The sequence below is a fragment of the Bradyrhizobium rifense genome, from assembly GCF_008123425.1.
GTDB classification, from domain to species: domain Bacteria; phylum Pseudomonadota; class Alphaproteobacteria; order Rhizobiales; family Xanthobacteraceae; genus Bradyrhizobium; species Bradyrhizobium rifense.
On record NZ_VSSS01000030.1, the window covers coordinates 107,602 to 132,533 of the forward strand.

Consider the following 24,932-nt stretch of genomic DNA (forward strand, 5'->3'; position numbering starts at 1 on the left):
CGCGCCTCTTTCGGTCAACCCGAGACGGATTGCGGCTTGCTATCGGCGATCAGCGCGTGGATGTCCTGGACCGAAAGTCCCGGGTACGCCTGATAGAACCCGATCGGAGCGCGGCTTGCTCCCGCCGCGAAGTCAATGAACTCCTGCAGGTGCTTTCGGCACGGCGACGGCGGCGGGCTCTTGGTGAACCTGAAGATGAGATCGAAGACCTGTCCGATGTTCTTGGTGAAGTCGGCGATGTATTTGTCAAACGAGCCGTCATAAACCGTGAAGAAGCCGATCTGATTGTCCTCGAGCGGCACGAACTGCGCGAAATGAGGCGTGCCGACGGAGTCCAGGTCCTTCGTTGTCCCCTTCCCGCGCGCGCGCAGGATCAGTTGCACGGTGACGAAATGAAGGTACGACTTGATCGGCAGGATCACCAGAAACGGATGCAGTTCGCCGCCTCCGTCGACCTCCGCGGCGCGCGCAAGGGCCTTGATCTCCTTGGCGCTTACCTCGGGATAAGCCGTGTAAATATTCACCGCTTCGAGAAGATGCGCCTTCGTCCAATTGGCAAAGGCGTTTGCGTTGATGGCGACCGGCATGGGCGGCGGATCGACAACGTGCCGGAGGATCGCATCGAACACCGGTCCCGAGAGTTTCGCGAGATCGGTCACGAGGTGATCGAATTCGCCGTCGAAATCGCCAAGAAACAGCAGACTTCTCGCGCTCAGAAACGTGAAGCGTGAGTAGTGGACCCGCCCGATCTTGTCGTTCGCTTCGAACAGGTCCGGCATCATCGCCGGAAGCTGCTCCGCCAGCACGTTTGCATCGACGGGCGACCTCAATGGAAAGCTGAGGGTAAAGTGGCTCTGACCCATCTGACCGGTCCTTTCGTCGCTACTGGAGGATGCCGCAATCAAACATCTTGTTCAGAACGGGGGCGGCGATCTTGTCGATGAAGGATGTTCGCGCCTGCGCATCGTTGCGGAGAAATTCTACAGCTTCCTTCTCCTTGTCCGTTTCCGGCTGCTTCTTTTGCGCCTTCAATTCATCGCAGGTTGCGGTCTGATACTTCGCGATCACCTTGTCGGCGGCGGCGTCCAGGAGCATGCCCTGAGCGGATGCCGCGCCGGCGACGATCAGCGCTGAAATTCCCACCACGATGCCGATGGATTTGTTCACGGTAAGCCTCCTTCATGTGTCCCGAACGATACGGCTGGCCTCACGGAATCATGCCGCATTCGAACATCTTGTTCAGCACGGGAGCGGCGACCTGGTTGACGAAGGCAATCCGCGCCTTTGGGTCGTCGCGCAGTAAATCCAGAGCGATCTTCTCTTTCGCCGATGGCGGCTCGCTCTTTTGAGCCCTCAACTCGTCGCAACTGGCAGTCTGATATTTCCGGATGACCTTGTTGGCCGCAGCCTCCACCAGCATGCCCTCGGCGGCCACTGCGCCTGCAACGACCATGGCTGAAACGAACACTACGACACCGGTTGGTTTGCTCATGTTGCACTCCTCGTCCTTTTGAATGTGTCAGGCGCCGGAGAGTCGGTGGTCTTTGGTGGCGCCGCGGGGTCGGCGCCACCATTGCAGCTTGGTTTGGCAGTCCGTCCTAGTCGTGCGCTCGGGCACTCGCTTCCCGCACCTTCATCTCTTCCGTAGCCGTCAGACGCGTTGGTCCGAGATTGAACGTCACGTTATCGATCTTGCCGTTGAACCGAAATGGCACCTGGTAGTCCTGATCGTTGACCCCGGTGCGGGTATCAATCCCGAGGTCGAAGGTCTCGTCCGCCGGTAGCAGGAACGGGACCGTCTTTGGGACTTGCAGAGTCCGAACCTCGCTGCCGTCGACCTTCAGCACGCCGGTGCCGCCCTTTGCGACGCCGGGGCCGTCATAAGTAAAGTCAAACACGATCGTATGCTTGCCGGCCGGGATAGGCTGATCGCCTGCCCATCGCGCCTGAAACAGCGCGAGCATATTGTAGTCGAACACCGGAACTCCCTTGAGCATATACAGCCCGTACCCGCCCCAGCGTCCGCCTTCGGTGACGATCATGCCATCGCCGTTCTCCGGGACATCGACATTAGCGGTGATCTTGAATGACCTGTTCAGGATGTTCGGTGTATTTCCAGTTGGAATGCCGGCCATCTCGCCCGAATAGGTAAAGACGGTTTGTCCTGCTGTAGCGCTCGGTCGGGGAGCGATCGCCCGCGCGAACGATGAGTTATCCAACGGCAGCACGTTGTACTTGGTCGCCTCTTGGACGAACAGCGCCTGCATCTGCTTGAGCTTGTCGGGCATTTTCGCGGCGAGATCATTGGCCTGGGAGTAATCCGCGTTCAGGTTATATAACTCCCAATTGTAGGCATTGATGTCCGGCATCGCCGAGTTCAGCACCCACGGAGCAACGGGCGGGGTCGTGTTGGCGTACCAGCCCTCGTTATAGATTCCGCGGTTGCTCATCATCTCGAAGTATTGGGTCGTTCGAGCCGACACAGCGTCGGTGTTCGTTTTGTCGAAGGTGTAAGCCATGCTCACGCCCTCGATCGGGCTTTGCTCGATACCGTTGACCGTCCGAGGCGCGTTGATACCGGTGGCTTCGAGGATCGTCGGCACGATGTCGATGATGTGGTGGAATTGGGTGCGGATGCCCCCGACGTCCTTAATACGACTGGGCCATGAGATCGCCAGGCCCTGCCGGGTACCGCCAAAGTGCGACGCCACCTGCTTCGTGTACTTGAACGGCGTGTCGAACGCCCACGACCACGCGACGGCCATATGCGGGTATGTCGCCGCCGAGCCCCAGCTGTCGTAAAACTTCAGTTGCTCTTCCACCGGGATCTTCAGAATGCCGTTATAGGCTGTGTACTGGTTGGGCGTTCCGAGCAGCGTTCCTTCGGGACTGGTGCCGTTGTCGCCGTCGATGTAGATGATCAGCGTGCTGTCGAGCTTGCCCATGTCTTCCACCGCCTGGATCACGCGGCCGATCTCGTAGTCGGTATAGGCGGTGTAGCCCGCGTAGACCTCGGCCTGCCGCGCGAACAGCTTCTTTTCCTCAGCCGATAGCGTTTCCCATTTCGGCAGGTCGGCCGGCCACTCGGTGAGCTGCGCGTTGGCCGGAATCACGCCCAACCGCTTCTGGTTGGCGAAGATCTGTTCGCGCATGGCATTCCAGCCCATGTCGAACTTGCCTTTGAACTTGTCGATCCATTCCTTCTTGGGCTGATGCGGCGAATGGCTTCCACCCGGAACGTAGTAAAGGAAGAACGGCTGATCGGGCGCAGCCGCGTCGAGCTGCTTCATGCGCGAGATCGCTTCATCCGCCATATCCGTGGTAAGGTTGTAGTCGGGCTTTCCGATCCAAGGAAAAATCTGGGTGTGATCGCGGAACAGATACGGCGTCCACTGGTCGGTCTCGCCGCCCATGAAGCCGTAGAAGTAATCAAAGCCCATCCCCGACGGCCACTGGTCGAACGGGCCCGCCACGCTGTACTGGAAGCCCGGCGTATTATGGTTCTTGCCAAACCACGATGTGGCGTAACCGTTGCCTTTGAGAATCGTGCCGATCGTTGCCTTGTCGGGTGTGATAATGGAGTCGTAGCCTGGGAAGCCCGTCGATAGCTCGGAGATGACGCCGAAGCCCGCCGAGTGATGGTTGCGGCCGGTGATCAGCGCCGCCCGGGTCGGCGAGCAAAGCGCGGTGGAGCAGAACTGCGTGTAACGCAACCCCGCATTGGCGACACGATCCAGCGCCGGTGTCGGAATGACCCCGCCGAAGGTGCCGCTCACGCCATAGCCTTGGTCGTCTGTCATGATCAGCAGGACATTGGGTGCGCCCTTGGGCGGCACTAGGCGCGGCGGCCACCACGGTTTGGAATCCTTCGCGCTTTCCTTGATTGCTCCGCCGAATTCCGGAGGCGGCGGCGGAAGTTGTTTGCCGTCGATCGTGACCGTGGCACTGGGCGACCCTGGGGTACCAGTGGTTTGCTGCGCAATGGCCCCGGGCAGATAGCTTGTTCCGAGAAGAAAGCCCACCGAAAGTGCTGTCGTGATCTTCATGGCAGTATCTCCCTACGGGAATATGGTTTTCCAGTCGTTCTTCATATCGACGACGGTCCAGCCCTCCGCCTCGGCGGCATCAAGCGCATGGTCGAGCCTGCCGATGGAGGAGTTCCGGTCGTAGGCCCATTCCCGGGCGGCGTCGGTATGGTGCACGATGAGAGCAAAGCGAACGCCCGCCCCCTGTCTCGCCCATTCGAGCATCTGCAGGTCGCCGTCGGAGTTGCCGAATGCCGCAATCGGATGACGGCCGATGTGCATCTGAATGGCGACGGGCTTGCCAACCTTGTCGCCGTTGAAATCGAGTTCGGGCAGCTTCATGAGCCGAGGCTTGCCGTCCCGCAACTCGAAGCTCAGCTTGCCGCTGCTGCCGATGACCTGCTCGGGCGGAACGCCGTAGACCCGTTCGGCGAAGACGCGCATGAAATCGATGCCGCCGCCGGAGACGATGAAGGTCTTGAAGCCGTTGGCGCGCAAATAGGCCAGCAATTCGAGCATCGGCTGATACACCATCTCGGTGTAGAGCTTGCCGGTCTTCGGGTGCCTGGCGGTGGCGATCCAGTCGCCGACGATCGTCTCGAATTCGCCCGTCGTCATGCCGGAATGCGTGACCGTGACGATCTGGAAAATGGCGGATTCGCCGCCGGCAAGCGCGCCCTTGAGGTCACCTTTGAGCAGTGAGGCAAAGGGCTCTTTGTCCTTCCACTCCGGGTGCAGTGGCGCGAGCGCCTTCACCCGGTCGAGGGCAAAGACGAGTTGGACATAGAGCGGTTGCTCCGCCCACAGCGTGCCGTCGTTGTCGAAGGTCGCAATGCGCTCGGCCAGCGGCACGAAGTCCGCCGAGCCCTGTCTGGTGACACGTTCGACAAAAGCCACGATGGCTTTCTTCGGGCCCGTGTCGTTCCACGACGGCAGCGGCTCCTGGGCAAGGCCAGGAGCCGTCGACGATACCGCGATCGCTGCCACCGCAGCGATGCGGACCCAATTGAACCAGAGCGCTTTCATGGGCGGGACCTCGATGGGCCAGTCAGCGGACGTTCAGTTGCGCCTTTACCTGGCCTACTTGGCGATTGCATTCCTCGCCGCCGCAATCTTCTCTTTGACGGCATCCAGATTGAAACTCGCGCCTTTTTGCATCGGCGGAAATTCGATCGCCGTCATCGCCAGCTTCTCGACGACATCCTGGACCAGCACGAAGCGCCAGAACTCGTACTTGTACCATTCCCAATATTGCAGCGACCCGTTCTTGGTGAGATTCTCGGGAAAGCCGGTCCGCTCGAACGGGTCGAGGCGAAGATTGATGATCGTCGGGACCTCAGGTTTGATCTTGTCGCCGAGCCAGCCGCCGGGCTGGTCGATGAAGCGGTACTTGTAGTCGCCGACGCGAACGGCGCCGAGGTCGCTTTCGCCGAAATACCAGATTTCGTTGCGTTTGGATGGCCCCTTACCGGTGATCATGTCCAGCTGGTTATAGCCGTCCAGATGACACTTGAAGGTGGTGTCACCGATCTGCTTGCCCTTCTTCAGCTCTTCGGCAATGTTCGGGTTACCGGCCGCCGCAAGGAAGGTCGGAAACCAGTCCAGCCCGGAGATGATGCCGTTCTCGACCTTCCCGGCCGGCACCTTGCCCGGCCAGCGGATCATCGCCGGCGCGCGGAAGCCGCCTTCGAAAACAGTGCCTTTGCTTTGCGCGAACGGCGTCTGTCCGCCATCGGGCCAGGTGAAGACCTCCGTGCCGTTGTCGGTGGTGAAGACGACGATGGTGTTGTCGTCGACGCCCATGTCCTTGAGCTTCTGCATGACGATGCCGACGTCGTCGTCGAGCTGCGCCATGCCGGCCTCATGGATCGACCAGCCGTTCTTGGAGTTGCGCAGCGCCTCGTATTTGGGCGAGAGGTGGGTGACGATGTGCATACGCGTCGGATTGAGCCACAGGAAGAACGGCTTGTTGTCGGCCTTGGCCTTGTCGATGAACTTCAGGGCGAGGTCACGGATTTCGTCATCCACGGTTTCCATCCGCTTCGGATAGAGCGTGCCCGCGTCCTCGATCTTCTGCTTTCCGACGTTGCCCCAGCGCGGATCCACAGTCGTGTCGTCCACATTCGTGGCATACGAATGGACCATATTGCGCGGGCCGACCGTATTCAGCAGGTCCTGCGGATAGCCGGGGTGCGCCGGGTCTTCCATTGCATCGAGGTGATACAGGTAACCGAAGAACTCGTCGAAACCGTGCACTGTCGGCAGGAACTCGTTCTTGTCGCCAAGATGATTCTTGCCGAACTGGCCGGTGGCATAGCCCATTCCCTTTAGCGCAGCGGCGATGGTTACGGCCTGCGCGGGTATGCCGATGGCTGCACCGGCCTGGCCGACCGTGGTCATGCCGGTGCGGATCGGAAGCTCACCGGTGATGAAGTTGGCGCGGCCCGCCGTGCAGCTCGCTTCCGCGTAATAATCGGTGAACAGCATGCCTTCGGCGGCGATCTTATCGAGGTTCGGCGTCCGGCCGGCCATCATGCCACGGTGGTAGGCGCCGATATTCCAGATACCGATGTCGTCACCCATGATGACGACGATGTTGGGCCGCTGTCCGGCTGCCACCGGCGCCGCTGGTTGTTGCTGCGCTTGCGCGACGCTTGTCAGTCCGACGGCCGAGAGCGCCGACGCCGCGACGAGAGAACTGCCACTCAACAAGAGATCGCGGCGCTTCAATCCTGCGCCGGTTGGTCCCGTGCTCATCTCAGGCTTTTCCGGCATCTTGTCGTTACTCATGACGCGATCCTCTTCCTGGTGATGCACCTGAAGCCGACATGGCTTGCCGAGGTGTCGATCGGCTCGGCATGACGCGCGGCCGGACGATAGCGGCGGCAGTAATTGGGAGCGCAAAGATGCGAGCCGCCTTTAAGCACCTTGCGTGGAATCCTGATGTTCGGATGGCAAGAGTCGTAGCTTGCGGCCTCGGGCCCGCCGCGCGGATTTTCCGGAATGCAGCACGCGTTTGGTGCATCGGCTTCATGCTTCGGCGAATACCAATCGGCCGTCCATTCCCAGACATTGCCGATCATGTCGTGCAGCCCGTAGCCGTTGGCCGGGAATGCAGTGACAGGCGAGGTACGTTCGAAGCCGTCGGTGCAGAGGTTTTGGTTCGGGAATTCGCCCTGCCAAGTGTTGGCCATGTGCCGGCCGCCTGGCGCGAACTCCGCGCCCCAGGCGTATTCGGCGTCGGCCAATCCGCCGCGTGCCGCAAACTCCCATTCCGCTTCGGTCGGAAGATCGTTGCCTGCCCAATGCGTATAGGCGAGCGCGTCGGAATAGGCGACGTGTACGACCGGATGACTGTCTAGCACGTTGATGTTGCTTTTCGGCCCGTACGGATGGCGCCAGTCGGCGCCCTTCATGAATTGCCACCATCGGCTCCAATCGCGGAGATCGACGGCCTGCACCGGCGGCGAGAACACCAGCGAACCGGCATAGAGCATGTGCGGCAGCGCGCCGGGATAGAATTTCGGGTCGGGCGGGATTTCGGCGAACGTGACGTGGCCAGTCGCCTTCACGAACTCCTTGAACTGCCGGTTCGTCACCGGCGTGCGATCGATCAAGAATCCTTCCACCGCGACGCGATGTGCCGGCGCTTCCTCCGGATAGTGCCTGTCCGATCCCATGCGGAACGTGCCGCCGGGAACGAGGAGCATGTCGGCATGCCGCTGGTACCGATCGCCAACCGATGAAGAGACCTCAGCAATACTCATGAGAACCTCAATCCAAAGTGCCTAGTTGGTGCGCCGCTTTATGGCTTCCTGCGATTCGGTACGAGGCGATTTCGATTTCTGCAGAGTGCCGACGGGCTGACTGGCGGGTGGCGCGCTTCGCAGTCTTTGCCACTCATCCTGAAGCGCATAACCTCTGTGAACGACCTCGCCCGGAACGGTCGCAACGAATTCACCCGTTTGCGCAACGGCCGTCGCCGTCGACATGAACAGAGCGACGAGGATGGCGAAGTTGAATAAGGCTCGCATATCGAGGACTCCTTCACTTTCAGCGCCGCCGGACGATGGCGTTCCGTCGGTCTAGGCCGCGGGAACGAGCACCGACCTCTTTGCGAGCGTCGTTCGTCGGTCGTGAATCAAACTCTCCAGCCGATGCGCCGCCACGTTCAGCGTGGCGTCATCCACCGCGGTTTCGTCCCCCTCGGCGGATTTGGCGCGTTGGGTCTTGAGAATGTCGTCGATCTGATCTTCGATGTGCAGAAGCTCTGTCTCGGTGAGGACGTTGCGGATCTGGCGACCCAGCGCGTAGAGGGAATCCAGGGGGCCTTCACGCGTTGCGGGGTTGCCGATCCCGAGGAATTTCCAGCCCGTCGCAAGGACCGTCGCGATGCCGCCGAGCAGCATCGGCGTCAGGTAGATCCAGTTTCCGTATTCGTCCATGAAGCTCTGCGTGGTGCTGTTGTAGACGGCAGCCGCCCCGCGGTGCAGCGGAAGGTAGGCATCCTGATCGGTGCTAGGTGCGGTGATCTGCGCGAAGATGGGTTCTTCGTGCATCAGATCCCTGCGGACACTCATGATCGTCTGCGTGAGAGTTGTGACCAGATCCGATCCGAGCGTCTTGCCGGCGACCAGGTACAGGTTGGTCCTCAAAGTCGTGACGTCGTCGTCCGGAACGGGGGGAGCTCCCCGCAGCGTGCCCTTGGGCACGTCGAAGCTCTCGTAGGCGCGCTCCGCTTCCGCGATGGCGCCTGCCGACTCGACGGGGATCAGCGTCGGCAGAGCTTTCGGACCGGACTGGAAGATGTCACGAACCAGAGACAGATATTTACCGGTCAGAGGGATCACGATGAGCATCGCGCTCACCTCCTTGGATTGAATGGCCCGGCGGGCATCGGGCAGAGCGACGTCCTTGAACACCTTCGCGCGATCGAGCCCGTATTCCTTGCTCAGCACGTCCACGATCTTCGTGTTTGCTTCCCCTCCGAGCACGCCAACGCGGTGCCCCTTCAGCTTGTCCATGCTGTCGATGGAGGAGCCAGGCGGCGCTATGACCAACGCGGCCATGTGACTGACGACGACCACGGCCTGCGCCTTCGACAGATCGCCGACGTCGCCGCGGACCACCGCCAGATCCACCTTGCCGTCGGAAAAGGCCTTGGCGGCGCCGGGCGCGGTGCCGCTGTCCACAACTTTGAGCCGCACCGACGCATTGTTCGAGGCGAGCCGGGTGGCGATGGCGGACATCGCCTTGGCGGCCTCGCCGTCGATCGAGCCTACAGCGACGCTGAGCGTCACCGGACGGGTCCAGTACCGATAGGCAAGGAGGCCAGCGCCGGACACGACGCCGACGACGCCGACGAGCAGGACGAAACGGAGCCAGAGTGGTAGCTTCAGTGATTTCATCGTCGTTGCTCCGACTTGAACGACGGATGATCGCGCGGACGCCCTTTCGAGCGCTCGATCATCCATCTCGCTAACGATTAGTAAGCCCGGCGGCGGGCTACCGACGCCCGAGGCGCGACAACAGCAGGATGCGCGACGGGAGTTGCGACGACGGCGGCACCTCCCGCACTGACGCAGCCCGCCCGGACCACGCCTTTGGCGCAGACAACAGCGTTTGCTTCGATCGAAGTCAGGGCGAACAGACCGCCCGCCAGCAACAGAGACGTAATCACATGCTTCATGGTTCTTTGCCTTGAGTTGCGAGGGAACCAACGATCAGCATCGACATCCGATAGGATGCTTCGCCGATCATTCCTTGGGAAGCTTTCGCGCCAACTGCTGGTCCTGAATACATGTCAACAAATCGACGTAGCTGGGCGGGTCACGTCGGCGTCGGCTCTGTTGCCAACTGCCGCGCCAGTGCACATGACGCGGTCGGCGTTCATGAACCCGGACCATTGGGTCTCGAGCTGATCCTTCGCCTTCTGTTCGTCGTCCATGCACCGCTTAATCGTCGCGTCCATGCCGGCCTTGGGATCGAACGCCGAAGCGCTGTCAGCCTTGCAGCCGCGCGCGATATCGAATTTTGGAGGCTGGTCCGCGACCGCGACGACCAATTGCGACGTGAGGACGATCATTGAAAATTGCAGCAGCATGGGAGTGCTCCTCACTGACTTCAAGGAACGGTGGTGCTTATTCAATATCCAGATCAAAACCCGCGATGACCGCAATCGCGGCCAGGACGAGGCGCATTAATTTACCGGTCGTCTCTCTCTCCTTCCGAGAGCCTTCACTGCACGTCGGGGGTGATGCCTTGGTAAAGTGCCAGGACGTCCATGCCCTCCGCCCGCTCGACCGCGTCGAGGCGCACGACAGGGGCCTCACTGCAGAGTTCGATTGCCGACACGATCGCATTCAGTTTAGCGGTGTCGAGATTGCGCTCGAACTGCTCTCGCGATTCCCAATCTTCGACGAACAAGAGAGTCCGGCGACCGTCGAGATCCGAATAAAGGCGGGCGTCCAGACAACCCGGCGCGACCCTCGTCGGCCCAAGCAGGGCGCCAAGCGCGCGCAGCAGGGCCGTTCGCCTTTCGTCGGGAGCCACGACTTGCAGGGAGAACACGATCAAGCTCGTATCTTTCGCGACCGCCGTCCACAAACAAGGACGGTCCTGTCTCACATCGCAAAAAGCGGGCCAACGGCGAAGCCGGACGCGCGTCAGACAGAAAGATCAGGCGGAGCAGTGGGATAGTTGAGTTGCGCAGCGAGCCCGACGCGACCAGATGCGATGGAGTTCTCCGAGAATTCGGAGAACCTCCGAAACTTCGGAGGTCAATGCTTCGGCGTAAGGCCAAGCTTCTTGATGCGGGATTCGAGTGTCGTCGGCTTCATGTTGAGAAGAGCCGCGGCTCCGTTCGTCCCGCGAATTCGCCAATTGCACTGCTCGACGGCCTGCCGGATGATCGTCAGCTCGGCCTCGTCGAGCGAGCCGGCCGTGACCCTTACGGCAACCGGCCTCAGGGCCGCGCTGCTGAGCTTGACGTACAGCTTGGGACCCCGAGAAAGGATCATCGCGCGCTCGATCACGTTTCGCAGCTCACGGATATTGCCGGGCCAGAGATACTCCCGGAGCGCGTCCATGGATTCTTCCGCGATTTCCTCGATCGGCTTGCCCATCGAGTTGCCGAATTCCTTCACGAACGTCCACGCCAGAAATGGTATGTCCTCTCGCCGTTCGCGCAACGGGGGCACCTCGATCGGAAATACGTTGAGTCGATAGAATAGATCCTGCCGAAACCGCCCCTCGCTCACGGCCTGCTCGAGGGGCCGGTTGGTGGCAGCAATCACACGCGCATCGACCTTGATGGTCTTGTTGCCTCCCAATCGCTCGAACTCGCCCTCCTGCAGGACGCGGAGCAGCTTCGGCTGCAACTCCAGCGGCAATTCGCCGACCTCGTCCAGAAAGATGGTCGAGCCGTCAGCGATTTCGAAACGCCCCGCCTGCCGTGCAAGAGCGCCCGTGAACGCGCCCTTTTCCCGGCCGAACAGTTCCGACTCGATTAGGCTCGCCGGCAGCGCCGCGCAGTTGACCTTGATCATCGCGCGATCTTTTTGGGCGCTCGAATCATGGATCGCCTGGGCCAAGACTTCCTTACCGCTACCGGTTTCTCCGAGCAGAAGTACAGTCGAACTGGTTTGCGCTACCTGTTTGATTTCCTCGACCACTGACAAGAAGCGCGCCGAGCGGCTCATGAGGCCTTGCGGCGGCCTGACCTGGACGGCCTGCTTCAGATAGGAATTCTCCCGCTCGAGGCGGTCTTTCAGGAGCCTGATTTCCGCCATCGCGGCCAACAGCTTTTCGTGCTCCCGCTTCCGCGCGATAGCATGCGCGAACACCTCGCCCACCAGCATGACCCGTGCGATCAGATCATCCGGCCAGTTGCGGGTTTCTCTGAAGGCTGCGAACGCAATCGCGCCGATAACCCGACCGCCAATCCGAAGCGGGATGCTCAGATGCGATCGGAGGCCCGTCCGCCGGCAATATTCGGCCTCGCCGACAGCTTCCGGCGGAAGATCGTCGGCAGGATCCCGGACGACAAGCGTTTCGCCGGCGCGGAGTTTGGCTGTGAACCAGTCAAGCTGCGCCGGGAGTGGACCCAGGGGCGTAGCGTCAACGCCGTCTATGGCTGACGAAGAGACGACGACGAGAGAATCGTCCTGAAATTCAGCGAATGTGCTGCGGTCGAACCCGAGAAATTGTCGGAGGGTGACTTGCGCGATCTGAATTTCGGGCTCGACGCGATCGGCCAGGACGTTGGCCATTCGCGCGGAGAGATCAGCGAGCATGCGTTCGAATGCAACAAGCTCTTCGAGAGGACTGCTGGGAGCCGTATTCATTGCAGCCCATTCAGACCGGTCTAAGTCCGAATTGCTCCGCGCGGTACTCATTGGCACTCCTCCACTTCGCAAAGTTGCAACACGAATTGGTGGTGCTCAGTGCCACAGATCAAGCGCGCTCTAGCACCGCGCCGATAGAACGGAGGTTATCGCAAGAAATCCGTTGATCGGATTCATTTTCTCAACAACTCGCCCCTCCAAACTAGCATATTTGATCCATGTCTGGATGCTTTGCTGAGCAATATTGCTCAGTCCAAAAGCCAGAACTCACCGATGTGCCTATCGGCGCCCCGATTTTAGCCAGCTATCCTGCCATAGTCGTCTGATCAACTACCCAGCTCGGCGATTTTGACGCCAGTGCATGGGCAAACCTTTCCTGTCTGCCCCGATAACCGAACAACCTGCGAGCCGGTTCGGATTTCGCATTTGTACCAGCAAGGGACATCAGCTTGAATGAAAGTGGCCGCCAACTGAAGGCGGCCCTTTTTCTTCCATCTCATCTGAGCATTGAGGTCGGCAACTATTCGGGGATCGACCCACCAGCAACAATTCCCGTCGAACACAGCGCCAAACTGATCGCGTTGGGTTACATGGTGGACTTGGTGGGAAGGCTTCGAATGACTACGCCCGGCAGGCAGCTGATAGCTGTCGGGTTAAAACATGCTGACGGACCCAGCTGAGGCGCAACACTCTCAGTCACCGATGGATGCAGAAGGCTGGGCGGTGATGTCTCCCATGTGGATACTGGACCTGATTCAAAACAGGCCAACGCGAAAATCAACCTCTTATCGGGCGAACTGAGGGCGGCCTAAAAGGTGTGTCATGACGCCGAAGATCAAAGAGCATACCTGCACAACCTGCAACGGAACGGGCTTCTCCACGGTGAAGCAGCCGATGCTGGCAACTCGCAAAATCTATCCGGTGAAGTGCACAGTCTGTGCAGGCAAAGGACGGATTGCGGACAGCGCCAACTGAGGCGGCCTGAACTTCTCGGTGGTTGCCGTGGGTGCGAAACCGGGGCGTCCGCACCCGCCCATTATGTCTCCATCAAGTCCCATGACATATGCGCGGTAGTCTCGCATCGCCGTCCCCCTCGGCGGAAAAACTTCCATAGATCCTAGCGTGATAAAATCACTTCGGCGGCTGCAATCCCGAGGACTGTAGCCCCTCGTTCATCTGAGAGGCTGCTCGGCTTGTCGCGCCCACCGCAAAAACAACTCGCGGGCCATACTGCCAGGGGGTTGCTCTGCGGCCGCCTCCTTATATCACTGGGCCTCGTCCGCCAGCCGCTCCTCCGGGCGGTTTCGACGGCGTTCTCGCCACATCGACCCGGCTAGGCAGGCCCGTACCAGCTACGTACCAGAAACTGGCAATTCAGCCCGGAACAAAATGAGTTGCCACAAACCGAAAATAGTGGAAATTCAATAGCGGGTCCCAGCCGGGCCTCGTTTACACCGAGAGGGTCCGCGGTTCGAATCCGTGACCGCCCACCAGCCTACACTCGCTATGCGAGCTTCGGCTTGGCAAGCCAGCCTCAATCCCCCGGCCTCCCCGGCAGCAGCGGTACGGCGTCAATCCACACCGCCGCCGACTGGCACCATATCTGGCGGCTGGGCCTCAGCGCATCGCGCTGGCGGATCGAGCCCCAGCGGATGCCCCAATCGTCGGCCTGGTCGCCCTCGCCGCTGGTGAACAGCGGGGAACCGCAGTCGGCACAGAAGTGCTGAAAGCGCATCCGGCCGTTGTCGCCGCGCTTGCCGTAGAGCTTTGGCGTGCCGCCGGTGAGCTTGACGTCGGCTGCGGTGCAGATCGCGGTCACCCGGAACGGCGATCCCGTCAGGGTCTGGCAGTCGCGACAGTGGCAGACCGAGACCGTCTCAGGATCGACCTCGGCTTCGAAGGTGATCTGCCCGCAATGGCATTGACCGTCGACCTGCATTGCATCCCCTTCCCCAAAACAAAAACGGCGCCCGAAGGCGCCGTTTTATCATCTTTTCGAATTGCGATCTCAGTGAGCGGTCAGGCCGCCAGCGGCTTCGTCACCGTCGGGCTTCACCGTCACCTTGGTGTCCTCTTCCCAGACGATCGGCACCGGTTTCCTGACCAGCGCCTTGGCGACGACGTCGTCCAGGCGCGAGACCGGGATGATCTCCATGCCGCCCTTGATCGCATCGGAAATCTCCGTGAGATCCTTGGCGTTGTCCTCGGGGATCAGCACCGTCTTGATGCCGCCGCGGGCAGCAGCCAGCAGCTTCTCCTTGAGGCCGCCGATCGGCAGCACGCGGCCGCGCAGCGTGATTTCGCCGGTCATCGCGACATCGTGGCGGACCGGAATGCCGGTCATGACCGAGATGATCGCAGTGGCCATCGCCACACCCGCCGACGGACCGTCCTTCGGTGTCGCGCCTTCCGGCACGTGCACGTGGATGTCGCGCCGGTCGAACAGCGGCGGCTCGATGCCGTAGACGATCGCCCGGGAGCGGACGTAGGACGCCGCCGCCGAGATCGATTCCTTCATGACGTCGCGCAGATTGCCCGTGACCGTCATCTTGCCCTTGCCAGGCATCATGACGCCTTCGATCGTCAGCAGTTCGCCGCCGACATCGGTCCAGGCAAGGCCCGTGACGATACCGACCTGCGGCTCGCTCTCGATCTCGCCGTAGCGGTACTTCGGCACGCCGAGCAACTCTTCCAGAGTCTTCTCCGTGACCTTGACCGACTTCTTCTTGGAGAGCATCAGCTCCTTCACCGCCTTGCGGGCGAGTGTGGAGAGCTCACGCTCCAGGTTACGCACGCCCGCTTCGCGGGTGTAGCGGCGGATCAGAAGCAGCAACGCGTCGTCGTCGATCGAGAACTCCTTGGAGTCCAGGCCGTGCTTGGACACCGCGGTCGGGATCAGATGCTTGCGCGCGATCTCGACCTTCTCGTTCTCGGTGTAGCCCGCGATCCGGATGATCTCCATGCGATCCATCAGCGGTCCCGGAATATTGAGCGTATTCGCGGTCGTAATGAACATGACGTTCGACAGATCGTAATCGACCTCCAGATAGTGGTCGGCAAACGTCCCGTTCTGCTCGGGGTCGAGAACCTCGAGCAGGGCCGAGGACGGATCGCCGCGGAAATCGGCGCCCATTTTGTCGATCTCGTCCAGCAGGAACAGCGGATTGGACGACTTCGCCTTCCGCATCGACTGGATGATCTTGCCGGGCATCGAGCCGATATAGGTGCGGCGGTGACCGCGGATCTCGGCCTCGTCACGCACGCCGCCGAGCGAGACGCGCACGAACTCGCGGCCGGTCGCCTTCGCGATCGACTTGCCGAGCGAGGTCTTGCCGACGCCGGGAGGCCCGACGAGGCACAGGATCGGTCCGGTCAGCTTGTTGGCGCGCGACTGCACTGCGAGATATTCGACGATGCGGTCCTTGACCTTCTCGAGTCCGTAGTGATCCGCATCCAGAACCGCCTGCGCGGCTTCCAGATCCTTCTTCACCTTGGACTTCTTGTTCCACGGGATCGACAGCAGCCAATCCAGATAGTTGCGCACCACGGTCGCTTCCGCGGACATCGGCGACATCTGGCGCAGCTTCTTCAATTCATGCTGCGCCTTCTCGCGCGCTTCCTTGGAGAGCTTGGTCTTGGAGATCTTCTCTTCGAGATCGGCGAGCTCGTCGCGACCGTCGTCGTCGCCGAGTTCCTTCTGGATCGCCTTCATCTGCTCGTTGAGATAATACTCGCGCTGGGTCTTCTCCATCTGGCGCTTGACGCGCGAGCGGATGCGCTTCTCGACCTGCAGCACCGAGATCTCGCTCTCCATCAGGCCCAGCACCTTCTCCAGGCGCGTGGTGACGGACAGCGTCTCAAGGATTCCTTGCCGATCCGCGATCTTGACCGCGAGATGCGAGGCAACGGTGTCGGCGAGCTTGGCGAAATCGGTGATCGCCTGCACGACGCCGACGACCTCGGCCGAGATCTTCTTGTTGAGCTTCACGTAGCTCTCGAAGTCGGACACGACCGAGCGCGAGAGAGCTTCGGCCTCGACCGACTTCGCATCGGTGTCGGCGAGGGCAATTGCGGTGGCCTCATAATAGTCGGCGCGATCGGTGTATTTCTGCACGCGCGCACGCTCGAGCCCTTCGACCAGCACCTTCACGGTGCCATCGGGAAGCTTCAAGAGCTGCAGCACGCTTGCAAGCGTACCGGTCTCGTAAATGGCATCGGGCGCCGGATCATCGTCGGACGCGTTCTTCTGCGTCGCGAGCATGATCAGCGCGTCGTTCTTCATCACCTCTTCGAGCGCGCGGATCGACTTCTCGCGACCGACGAAGAGCGGAACGATCATGTGCGGGAAGACGACGATATCGCGCAGCGGCAACACGGGATAAGCGTGCGTCTCGCCATGGACGATGGTTGGCCGGGGTTTTGGATTAGTCATGGCCTTTTCCTTTTGCTTTGCCCCCTCGCACGCAGTCCGCCGCTCTCATGCGCAACCGCCACAAGGTGCCGAGGTGATCCACAAAACCAGCCTACCATTCGAAGGTTGGACCGGGCTTGCCGGATCGGAACTGAGGCGAATCTTGAACAGAATTCTCGCTCGCCGCCGACATTAGGTGGCTATCGACCCGGGGGGTGTCAAGTCATTGAAAAACACGCGCCATCAGGCGCTTACGCACTGGGGTAAGCGACGCAACATCGGCTGCGGAGTAGATTTCCGCAGCCGCTACTATGAATGACGTTTGGAGCGTTCCAGCGCCGCAAAATCAGGCGCTGGCGTTCTCGACGGCACGATCGGACCGATCGGCATAGATGTAGAGCGGACGCGCCGTTCCTTCCACGACTTCGCGGGAAATCACGACTTCTTCCACACCTTCCAGGCCCGGCAGGTCGAACATGGTCTCGAGCAGGATCGCTTCGAGGATCGAACGCAGACCACGCGCGCCGGTCTTGCGCTCGATCGCCTTGCGGGCAACCGCGCCAAGCGCCTCGTCGGCGAAGGTCAGCTCGATGTTCTCCATCTCGAACAGCCGCTGGTACTGTTTCACCAGCGCGTTCTTCGGCTCGGTCAGGATCTTCTTCAGCGAAACCTCGTCCAGATCCTCGAGCGTCGCCACGACCGGCAGACGGCCGACGAACTCGGGGATGAGGCCGTACTTCAGGAGATCCTCAGGCTCGACGTGACGGAAGATCTCGCCGGTGCGGCGGTCTTCCGGCGCCATCACCTGGGCAGCAAAACCGATCGAGGTCGACCGTCCCCGCGCCGAGATGATCTTCTCGAGGCCGGCGAACGCACCGCCGCAGATGAACAGGATGTTGGTGGTATCCACCTGCAGGAATTCCTGCTGCGGATGCTTGCGGCCGCCCTGCGGCGGGACCGAAGCCACCGTGCCTTCCATGATCTTCAGCAGCGCCTGCTGCACGCCCTCACCCGACACGTCGCGCGTGATCGAGGGATTGTCGGACTTGCGGCTGATCTTGTCGATTTCGTCGATGTAGACGATGCCGCGCTGGGCACGCTCGACATTGTAGTCGGCGGCCTGGAGGAGCTTCAGGATGATGTTCTCGACGTCCTCACCGACATAGCCGGCCTCGGTCAGCGTCGTCGCATCCGCCATCGTGAACGGCACGTCCAGAATCCGGGCGAGCGTCTGCGCGAGCAGCGTCTTGCCCGAACCGGTCGGACCGATCAGCAGGATGTTCGACTTCGCGAGCTCGACGTCGTTGTGCTTGGTCTGGTGGTTGAGGCGCTTGTAGTGGTTGTGCACCGCGACCGACAGGACCTTCTTGGCATGGCTCTGGCCGATGACGTAATCGTCCAGGACCTTGCAGATTTCCTTCGGCGTCGGAATCCCGTCGCGCGACTTGACCAGCGAGGACTTGTTCTCCTCGCGGATGATGTCCATGCAGAGCTCAACGCACTCGTCGCAAATGAAGACCGTGGGACCCGCGATCAGTTTGCGGACTTCGTGCTGGCTCTTGCCGCAGAACGAGCAATATAGCGTGTTCTTGGAGTCGCTCGTGCCGACCTTACTCATTCATGTCTCCGTCCGCGGTTCGATCCCGTCCGCTCGATCGTCCCATCCCGAAACGTTCGCGGGTAAGGGACTCAAATAGAGCAAATTCCGTACCAAAAAAGACCCTACGCGTCACACACCGTGCGAATCACGGTCACTCGATTCTCCGCGATCATAGCCGATCAGTCGTAGCCAACCATGCTGTCACCCGACTATCAAGAATTCGCTAATCGGGGGGGCGCTGGCTACCCGTGACAATACCGTGATTTCACGTCTTGGCACGGGCGAAGTGACCGAAATCACCCCAGCGTTGCTGGATTACCACGAAAAACAAGCACGAAAGCGGAACTTTCTGCCTGTCGCAGGGCGCAAAACCGCGTCTTTTGCGCCCTCGCGAGGTGCGTCGTTAACGCGAACGTCGCCCTCACGATCCCCACGGAATCCCCAAGAGGAATTCCAGGGATCGATGTTACGGCCCCAGCGCGTTACTGGGGCTTCGCCGCCGGTTCCTCGGCACGCTTGTCGATCACCCTGTCGACGAGGCCAAATTCCTTGGCGTCGTTGGCGGTCAGGAACTTGTCGCGCTCCAGCGCGTCCTCGATCGACTTGTAGGTCTGGCCGGTGTGCTTCACGTAGATCTCGTTGAGCCGCTTCTTCAGGTTCAGGATTTCCTGCGCGTGCAGCATGATGTCGGTGGCCTGACCCTGGAAACCGCCGGAGGGCTGATGGACCATGATGCGCGCGTTCGGCAGCGAGAAGCGCATGTCCTTCTCGCCGGCGGCGAGCAGCAGCGAGCCCATAGAGGCCGCCTGCCCCGTGCACAGCGTCGAGACCGGCGGGCGGATGAACTGCATGGTGTCGTAGATCGCGAGGCCCGACGTCACCACGCCGCCCGGCGAGTTGATGTACATCGAGATTTCCTTCTTCGGATTTTCCGCCTCAAGAAACAACAACTGTGCAACGATCAGCGTCGACATGCCGTCCTCGACCGGTCCGGTCAGGAAGATGATGCGCTCTTTCAGCAGGCGCGAGAAAATGTCGTAGGCGCGCTCGCCACGGTTGGTCTGCTCGACCACCATGGGCACGAGGTTCATGTAGGTTTCAACCGGATCGCGCATGAGTCACCTAGGTTTTCGGAGGACGTCGCCACTTTGCAGCCGATGGACGTCCCGTGATGCAGGAAGTTGGTAGAAGAAGAACGCTCGCGGGTAGAACGCTGGGTACAGGGTGCACCGACAGATATAGCCCAATTCACGCCAGACAAGTGCGGAACGAATTAAGGCTTAATCCACCGGGCACTTGAAGCTGATTCTCGCAAAAAGGCCCAGCCGGCCATCTGGCTAGCTGGGCCTGTTTGCTGATCATCCTTAATAGAAGACTGTCTCAACGCCTTCAGGCCGCAGTCTTTTCTTCGTCGTCCTTGTACAAATCCTCGCGCGAGACCTTCTTCTCGGTCACGTTGGCGAGTTCGAGGATGAAGTCGACGACCTTGTCCTCGTAGATCGGTGCACGAAGCTGGGCCAGCGCCTGGGCATTGCTGCGGTAATAGTCCCAGACTTCCTTCTCGCGGCCTGGCATCGAGCGGGCGCGCTCGATCACGGCACGGCCGACCTCGTCGTCGGTGACGGTGATCTTGTTCTTCTCGCCAATCTCGGAGAGCACGAGACCGAGACGCACGCGGCGGTCGGCGATCTTGTGGTACTCTTCCTTTGCCTTGTCCTCAGTGGTGTCCTCGTCGGCAAAGGTCTTGCCGGCCGAATCCATCTCGGCCTTGACCGAGTTCCACATCAGATTGAACTCCTCGTCGACCAGCGAGGACGGCGCCTCGAAGCGATGCGCCTCGTCGAGACGGTCGAGCAGCGCGCGCTTGACGCGCTGGCGCGTTGCATTGGCGTATTCGGCAACCAGACGCTCGCGCGCGGCTTCCTTGAGCTTGTCCAGCGATTCGAGGCCGAGCGTCTTGGCAAACTCGTCGTCGATCACGAGATCCTGCGGCGCCTCGATCAGCGTCGCGGTGGTCTCGAACTCGGCCGGCTGGCCGGCGAGCTTCTCGCTCATGTAGTTCTTGGGGAACGCCACCTTCAGCGTGCGCGTCTCGTTCGCACCGATGCCGATGAGCTGCTCCTCGAAGCCCGGGATGAAGGTGTTGGAGCCGATCACGACCTGGATGCCCTCACCGGTGCCGCCCTCGAAGGCTTCGCCGTTGATGGTGCCCTTGAAGCTGATGGTGACGCGGTCGCTGGATTCAGCCTTCGCGCCCTCGGCCTTGGCCGCATAGCCGCGGTTGGTGTCGGCAATGCGCTTGATCGCTTCGTCAATGTCCGAATCGGACACGTCGGCAACGGGCTTCTCGACCTGGAAGGTCTTGAAGTCGGCGAGCGCGATGGCAGGCACCACTTCGATCGCGACCGTGTAGGTCAGGTCGGACTTGCCCGAGAGCAGTTCCTCGACCTCAGCCTGCTCGGTCGGCATGGTGATCTTCGGCTCGGTCGCGAGCTTGAAGCCGCGCTCGGTGAAGAGCTGGGTGTTGGTGTCGCGGATGGTCTGGTCGATCGTCTCGGCCATCACCGAGCGGCCATAGACCTTCTTGAGGTGGCCGACCGGCACCTTGCCGGGACGAAAGCCGTTGAGACGGACCTTGTCCTTGAGGTCGACGAGCTTGGCGCCAGCCTTGGCGTCGAGATCAGACGCGGGAACGCTGATCTTGAACTCGTGCTTCAAGCCTTCCGAGAGGGTTTCTGTGACCTGCATGGCGTCCAATCTTCTTCTCGTTCGGTCCCGGCACGCTCGCGCGTCGGGACGCTGTCATTAATCGATCCGGCGCGAGGCAAACGCCTCAACGCCGGTGGTTCATCGAGCCCGGCTCCAGGCGGAAAACATCCGCGCGGAGCGAGGCCCCTCAGTAATCCGTGCAAACGCTGAAAGCGCTTGGTGCGGGCGGAGGGACTCGAACCCCCACAACTTTCGTCACTGGAACCTAAATCCAGCGCGTCTACCAGTTCCGCCACGCCCGCGTAAATTTGCATCAAGACCGGCCGCGATGCCGCGGGCGGCGGGCTTATAGCATGTGCCCGCCTGTTCGCAGCAAAAAAATGGCCCGATGGAGGCACCCTCCAAGTAGGCACGATGGCTGGACTTATCCAGCGCGGCGTGGTCCGGATCGCGCTTATGAAACCGCGGATTTTCGACCCCAATCGACGAGAGGTTTTGGTCGGACTGGGCGCCTCGCTGGGGGCCTCGGCCGCCGGGCTGATAACCGGCGGCGCGGGTCCGCTTCCGACCGCCCAGGTCCTCCTTCAGGCAAGGCCTGCCACGCTGGCCCTGAGGCCGGGTCAACCGGCTACACCGATCTGGGAGCTGGCCGCTGCAAGCCATATCGGGAATGTGCGTTTCAAGCGTGGGGACCGCTGCGAAGTGGTCTTTCGGAACGACCTGCCTGTGCCGGTTGCGCCAGTCTGGTACGGCCTCGATAGCATAGCCGTGCCGGACCCGCTGGCGGGACGGGCGCCCACCGCACCGGGCTCGACCGAAACATCAATTATTTCAATACCAAACGCGGGAACCTTGCTTGCCAACTTCCGTCTCTTTGAGGACCGCCTGAACCAGCCGGCCCGCCCGCTCCCGATCATCGCCGCGGAGACGAGCTCAGTCACCAGCGACCGCGACGAGATTCTGCTCATCGAGGAATGGCGCGTGCGGCCGGACGGCACCGCGCTGTCGCCGGGCCGCGACCCTAAGGACACGACCCCGCTCTACACCCTGAACGGCCGGACTTCGTTCGAGCTCTCAGCAGCCGTCGGCGAGCGGCTGCGGCTGCGCTTCATCAACGGCTCGCAACGATCTGTTCTGGCAATCAAATTGGAAAGCCACGAGGTCCAGGTGATGGCGCTGGACGGACAGCCGTCGGAGCCCTTCCCGGCCCGCAATGGCGCCCTGGTGCTCGCCCCAGGCGCCCGCGCCGATGCTTTTGTGGATGCAGCCACATCGGCCGCATTCGTGCTCCATGACGGCAAGGACGCGCGCCCGATCGGGCGCCTCGCGATCTCCGGCAAACTGGACCGGCGTGCGCCGCTGCCGCCACCGCAGCCACTGCCTTCGAACAACCTTCCCGAAAAACTCGACCTGAAAGGCGCCCTGCGGTTCGATGTCGCGCTCGGCGCCCCCGACGCCGGCTGGACCCGGACGGCCAATTTCTCCACCGCCTCCGCCCCCGCCTTCCGCGCCAAGACCGGCCGGACCGTCGTGCTGGCGGTGAAGAACCCCGCCCCTGCGACCGCCGTCTTCCACCTGCACGGCCACCATTTCCGCCTGCTCGACCGGCTCGACGACGGCTGGAAGCCCTACTGGCTCGACACGCTCGCCCTCGAGCCCGGCAAGACCGAGCGCATCGCCTTTGCTGCGACCTCACCGGGACGATGGCTGATCGAATCCGTCGTGACCGACTGGGCCGCGCCGCGGCTGGTGCGGTGGTATGGAGTGGAGTGAGCTATGCCCGCGTCCAAACGTACCGGACGTCCGGCTCCTTCTCCTCGTTCCGCGCCCCGTCTGTCTGCTCGGCCAGCCTGAACCCGCGCGCCTCGTAGAATCGCCGCGCCGGCGCGTTGCGCTGGAAGGTCCAGAGCTCGAGCCGCTCGCTGGCGCCTTTGGCGATGTCGAGGAGATCGGTGCCAATGCCGCGGCCCTGCGCGGCGGGAAGAACGTAGAGCTGCTCGATCCAGCCGTCGCGAAACGCGATGATCCCGCTCAGCACTTCATCGTCAAAATGTCCCCAGACGCGGCAGGTCGGAAAGACACGCTCGCGGTAGAACCAGTGATCCTCGTCCGGCGTGTGCAGCCCGATGAGCCACGGCATCGCCTGGTCGAACGCGGCCCGATGGACCTGCGCCGCCGCGCCCATATCGGTGAGCGCGAGCGGCCGCAGCATCAGTACTCGATCCCGAGCGCGTTGTAGATCCGCCGGTGCACAGCCGGCAGAGTCTCGGTGAGATCTTCCGCAATCAGCCCCGGCCCTGCTTCGCTTGCCGCCTCGCCGTGCATCCAGACGCCGATGCTGGCGGCTTCGAACGCCGGCACGCCCTGCGCCAAGAGACCAGCGATGATGCCGGCGAGCACGTCGCCGGCGCCAGCGGTGGCGAGCCATGGCGGCGCGTTGGCCGCGATGGTGGCGCGGCCATCAGGCGCGGCGATCGTGGTGTCAGGGCCTTTCAGGAGCACGACGGCGCCGGAGCGCTCGGCAGCGGCGCGCACGCGCTCGAGCTTCGAGCGGCCCGGAGTCTTGTTGCTGAGGTCGGAAAACAGCCGCGGAAACTCGCCCTCGTGCGGCGTCAGCACCACCTGGGCCCCGAGCGAAGACTTGATCGATTCAAACAGCCGCTCGGGATTGGCGGCAAAGCTCGTCAGCGCATCCGCGTCGAGCACGACATGGCGCTGCGTCGAGATCGCGGTGTGAACCATATCGCAGGTCCGCTCACCGACGCCGGCGCCGGGACCGATCATGCAGGTGTTGTAGCGCTTGTCGCCAAGCAGCTCGCCGAATTCGACCACGGTGTCGACGGCGCGAACCATCACGGCCGTCAGTGCGCTTGCATTGATCGCGAGCGCATCGCGCGGGGACGCGAGCGTCACGAGGCCAGCGCCGGCGCGCAAGGCACCGCGGGCGGCGAGCCGCGCAGCACCGGTCGCGGCCACATCGCCGGAGACCGCCAGCACGTGGCCACGCGCGTATTTATGGCCGTCGATGCGCGGCACCGGAAATGCTGCGCCCCAGAAATCCGGATCGTTCTCGAAGAGCTGCGGCGCGATCTCGTCGAGCACCTGCGCGTCGATGCCGATATCGGCAACGCGCACGTGGCCGCAATGCATGCGCCCCGGCAGCAGGAGATGCGCGGGCTTCTTGCGGAAGAAGGTGACGGTCTCGATGGCATTCACCGCGACGCCCAGCACCGCAGCGCTGGTGCCGTTGATGCCGCTCGGCAGATCGACCGCCAGCACCGGCGCGCCATTGGCGTTGATCGCCTCGATCATCGCCCGCGCCTCGCCGTCGACGGGACGGCTCAAGCCCGCGCCGAACAGCGCATCGATGATCAGCGCCGGCTTTCCGATCGCCTGCGGATTGAACGGCAGCACCGGCTGCTTCCAGCCGCGCGCGGCGGAGGCTGCGTCGCCCTGAAGCTGATCGCGCTCGCACATCAGGATGATCGAGACCTCGCGGCCTTGCGCGGCGAGCTCGGCGGCTGCGACAAAACCGTCACCGCCATTGTTGCCGGGGCCGGCCACGATCAGGATCGGCCCCTCCTCCACCAGCGCGTTGGCGGCTTCGGCGACCGCCTGGCCGGCGCTCAGCATCAGCTTGAAGCCGGGCGTGCCGGCCGTGATGCTGAGTTGATCAGCCCGCTGCATTTCGGCGGTGGTTAGAACTTCCATGCCACTTCCCTGGTCCAAACGCCTTTTCAACAGGCACGTTCCATGCCGATCCAGCCAACAGAACAACGATCTGCTCAGATATTGAACCGTTTGCCTATTTCGTAGTCTGAGGTATTTTGAGCCGGTCGGCT

At 61.9% G+C, this 24,932-nt stretch carries 20 protein-coding genes, 1 tRNA gene and 1 pseudogene; 2 read left to right on the forward strand and 20 right to left on the reverse strand.

Annotation, left to right across the window (positions count from 1 at the left end; all coding sequences use genetic code 11):
- Positions 1-14: 14 nt before the first annotated feature.
- From FXB40_RS19155 to FXB40_RS50405, 12 genes and pseudogenes are all read right to left on the reverse strand, one after another.
- The gene (locus FXB40_RS19155) at positions 15-863 is read right to left on the reverse strand and encodes a hypothetical protein (RefSeq protein ID WP_148773740.1); all 849 of its coding nucleotides are present in this window, start codon (positions 861-863) and stop codon (positions 15-17) included.
- Between the two features lie 19 nt (positions 864-882).
- Entirely contained in the window at positions 883-1,167 is a 285-nt protein-coding gene (locus FXB40_RS19160) for a hypothetical protein (protein WP_148773741.1), read from the reverse strand.
- Positions 1,168-1,207: 40 nt separating this feature from the next.
- Positions 1,208-1,492, reverse strand: coding sequence for a hypothetical protein (locus FXB40_RS19165; RefSeq protein ID WP_148773742.1), 285 nt, complete (start codon positions 1,490-1,492; stop codon positions 1,208-1,210).
- A gap of 106 nt (positions 1,493-1,598) precedes the next feature.
- Positions 1,599-4,046, reverse strand: a complete 2,448-nt coding sequence (locus FXB40_RS19170; protein ID WP_148773743.1) for an arylsulfatase — start codon at positions 4,044-4,046, stop codon at positions 1,599-1,601.
- 12 nt (positions 4,047-4,058) lie between these two features.
- Entirely contained in the window at positions 4,059-5,051 is a 993-nt protein-coding gene (locus tag FXB40_RS19175; protein WP_148773744.1) for an HAD family hydrolase, read from the reverse strand.
- 54 nt (positions 5,052-5,105) lie between these two features.
- On the reverse strand, positions 5,106-6,782 hold the full coding sequence (locus FXB40_RS19180; protein ID WP_187437005.1) for an arylsulfatase: 1,677 nt from the start codon (positions 6,780-6,782) through the stop codon (positions 5,106-5,108).
- A gap of 29 nt (positions 6,783-6,811) precedes the next feature.
- Positions 6,812-7,792: a formylglycine-generating enzyme family protein gene (locus tag FXB40_RS19185; RefSeq protein WP_148773746.1), complete on the reverse strand. Its 981-nt coding sequence runs from the start codon at positions 7,790-7,792 to the stop codon at positions 6,812-6,814.
- Positions 7,793-8,110: 318 nt separating this feature from the next.
- Positions 8,111-9,433, reverse strand: coding sequence for a TAXI family TRAP transporter solute-binding subunit (locus FXB40_RS19190; RefSeq protein ID WP_148773747.1), 1,323 nt, complete (start codon positions 9,431-9,433; stop codon positions 8,111-8,113).
- Between the two features lie 395 nt (positions 9,434-9,828).
- On the reverse strand, positions 9,829-10,128 hold the full coding sequence (locus tag FXB40_RS19200) for a hypothetical protein (protein WP_148773749.1): 300 nt from the start codon (positions 10,126-10,128) through the stop codon (positions 9,829-9,831).
- Between the two features lie 134 nt (positions 10,129-10,262).
- Positions 10,263-10,595, reverse strand: coding sequence for a putative quinol monooxygenase (locus FXB40_RS19205; protein WP_246207757.1), 333 nt, complete (start codon positions 10,593-10,595; stop codon positions 10,263-10,265).
- A gap of 209 nt (positions 10,596-10,804) precedes the next feature.
- Complete coding sequence (locus FXB40_RS19210; RefSeq protein WP_246207715.1) at positions 10,805-11,869, reverse strand: sigma-54 interaction domain-containing protein; 1,065 nt, start codon at positions 11,867-11,869, stop codon at positions 10,805-10,807.
- Between the two features lie 42 nt (positions 11,870-11,911).
- Positions 11,912-12,421, reverse strand: a pseudogene (locus FXB40_RS50405) (GAF domain-containing protein); the annotation flags it as partial.
- Between the two features lie 771 nt (positions 12,422-13,192).
- Between FXB40_RS50405 and FXB40_RS47970 the strand changes: the two are divergent.
- Complete coding sequence (locus tag FXB40_RS47970; protein ID WP_187436985.1) at positions 13,193-13,345, forward strand: hypothetical protein; 153 nt, start codon at positions 13,193-13,195, stop codon at positions 13,343-13,345.
- A gap of 559 nt (positions 13,346-13,904) precedes the next feature.
- On the opposite strand, the gene FXB40_RS19220 is transcribed toward FXB40_RS47970, so the two are convergent.
- The 6 genes from FXB40_RS19220 to FXB40_RS19245 all read right to left on the reverse strand — a co-directional run bounded on the left by FXB40_RS19220 (position 13,905) and on the right by FXB40_RS19245 (position 21,392).
- On the reverse strand, positions 13,905-14,309 hold the full coding sequence (locus tag FXB40_RS19220; RefSeq protein WP_148773753.1) for a GFA family protein: 405 nt from the start codon (positions 14,307-14,309) through the stop codon (positions 13,905-13,907).
- Positions 14,310-14,378: 69 nt separating this feature from the next.
- On the reverse strand, positions 14,379-16,802 hold the full coding sequence (gene lon / locus FXB40_RS19225) for an endopeptidase La (RefSeq protein ID WP_148773754.1): 2,424 nt from the start codon (positions 16,800-16,802) through the stop codon (positions 14,379-14,381).
- A 325-nt stretch (positions 16,803-17,127) separates the two neighbouring features.
- Complete coding sequence (gene clpX, locus FXB40_RS19230; protein WP_148773755.1) at positions 17,128-18,399, reverse strand: ATP-dependent Clp protease ATP-binding subunit ClpX; 1,272 nt, start codon at positions 18,397-18,399, stop codon at positions 17,128-17,130.
- Between the two features lie 464 nt (positions 18,400-18,863).
- A complete protein-coding gene (locus FXB40_RS19235; RefSeq protein ID WP_148773756.1) occupies positions 18,864-19,496 on the reverse strand; it encodes an ATP-dependent Clp protease proteolytic subunit in 633 nt (210 codons plus the stop codon).
- 274 nt (positions 19,497-19,770) lie between these two features.
- A complete protein-coding gene (gene tig / locus FXB40_RS19240) occupies positions 19,771-21,129 on the reverse strand; it encodes a trigger factor (RefSeq protein ID WP_148773757.1) in 1,359 nt (452 codons plus the stop codon).
- A gap of 178 nt (positions 21,130-21,307) precedes the next feature.
- Positions 21,308-21,392 (reverse strand) — tRNA-Leu (locus tag FXB40_RS19245).
- A gap of 154 nt (positions 21,393-21,546) precedes the next feature.
- Between FXB40_RS19245 and FXB40_RS19250 the strand changes: the two genes are divergently transcribed.
- On the forward strand, positions 21,547-22,863 hold the full coding sequence (locus FXB40_RS19250; RefSeq protein ID WP_148773950.1) for a multicopper oxidase family protein: 1,317 nt from the start codon (positions 21,547-21,549) through the stop codon (positions 22,861-22,863).
- 1 nt (position 22,864) lies between these two features.
- Here FXB40_RS19250 and FXB40_RS19255 read toward each other — a convergent pair whose 3' ends face one another.
- Both FXB40_RS19255 and FXB40_RS19260 read right to left on the reverse strand, forming a co-directional pair.
- Entirely contained in the window at positions 22,865-23,302 is a 438-nt protein-coding gene (locus FXB40_RS19255) for a GNAT family N-acetyltransferase (RefSeq protein ID WP_148773758.1), read from the reverse strand.
- Positions 23,302-24,801 carry an NAD(P)H-hydrate dehydratase gene (locus FXB40_RS19260; protein WP_148773759.1) on the reverse strand — a complete coding sequence of 500 codons (1,500 nt, stop codon included), beginning with the start codon at positions 24,799-24,801 and terminating at the stop codon, positions 23,302-23,304. Before FXB40_RS19260 ends, FXB40_RS19255 begins: the two co-directional genes overlap by 1 nt.
- Positions 24,802-24,932 lie beyond the last annotated feature (131 nt).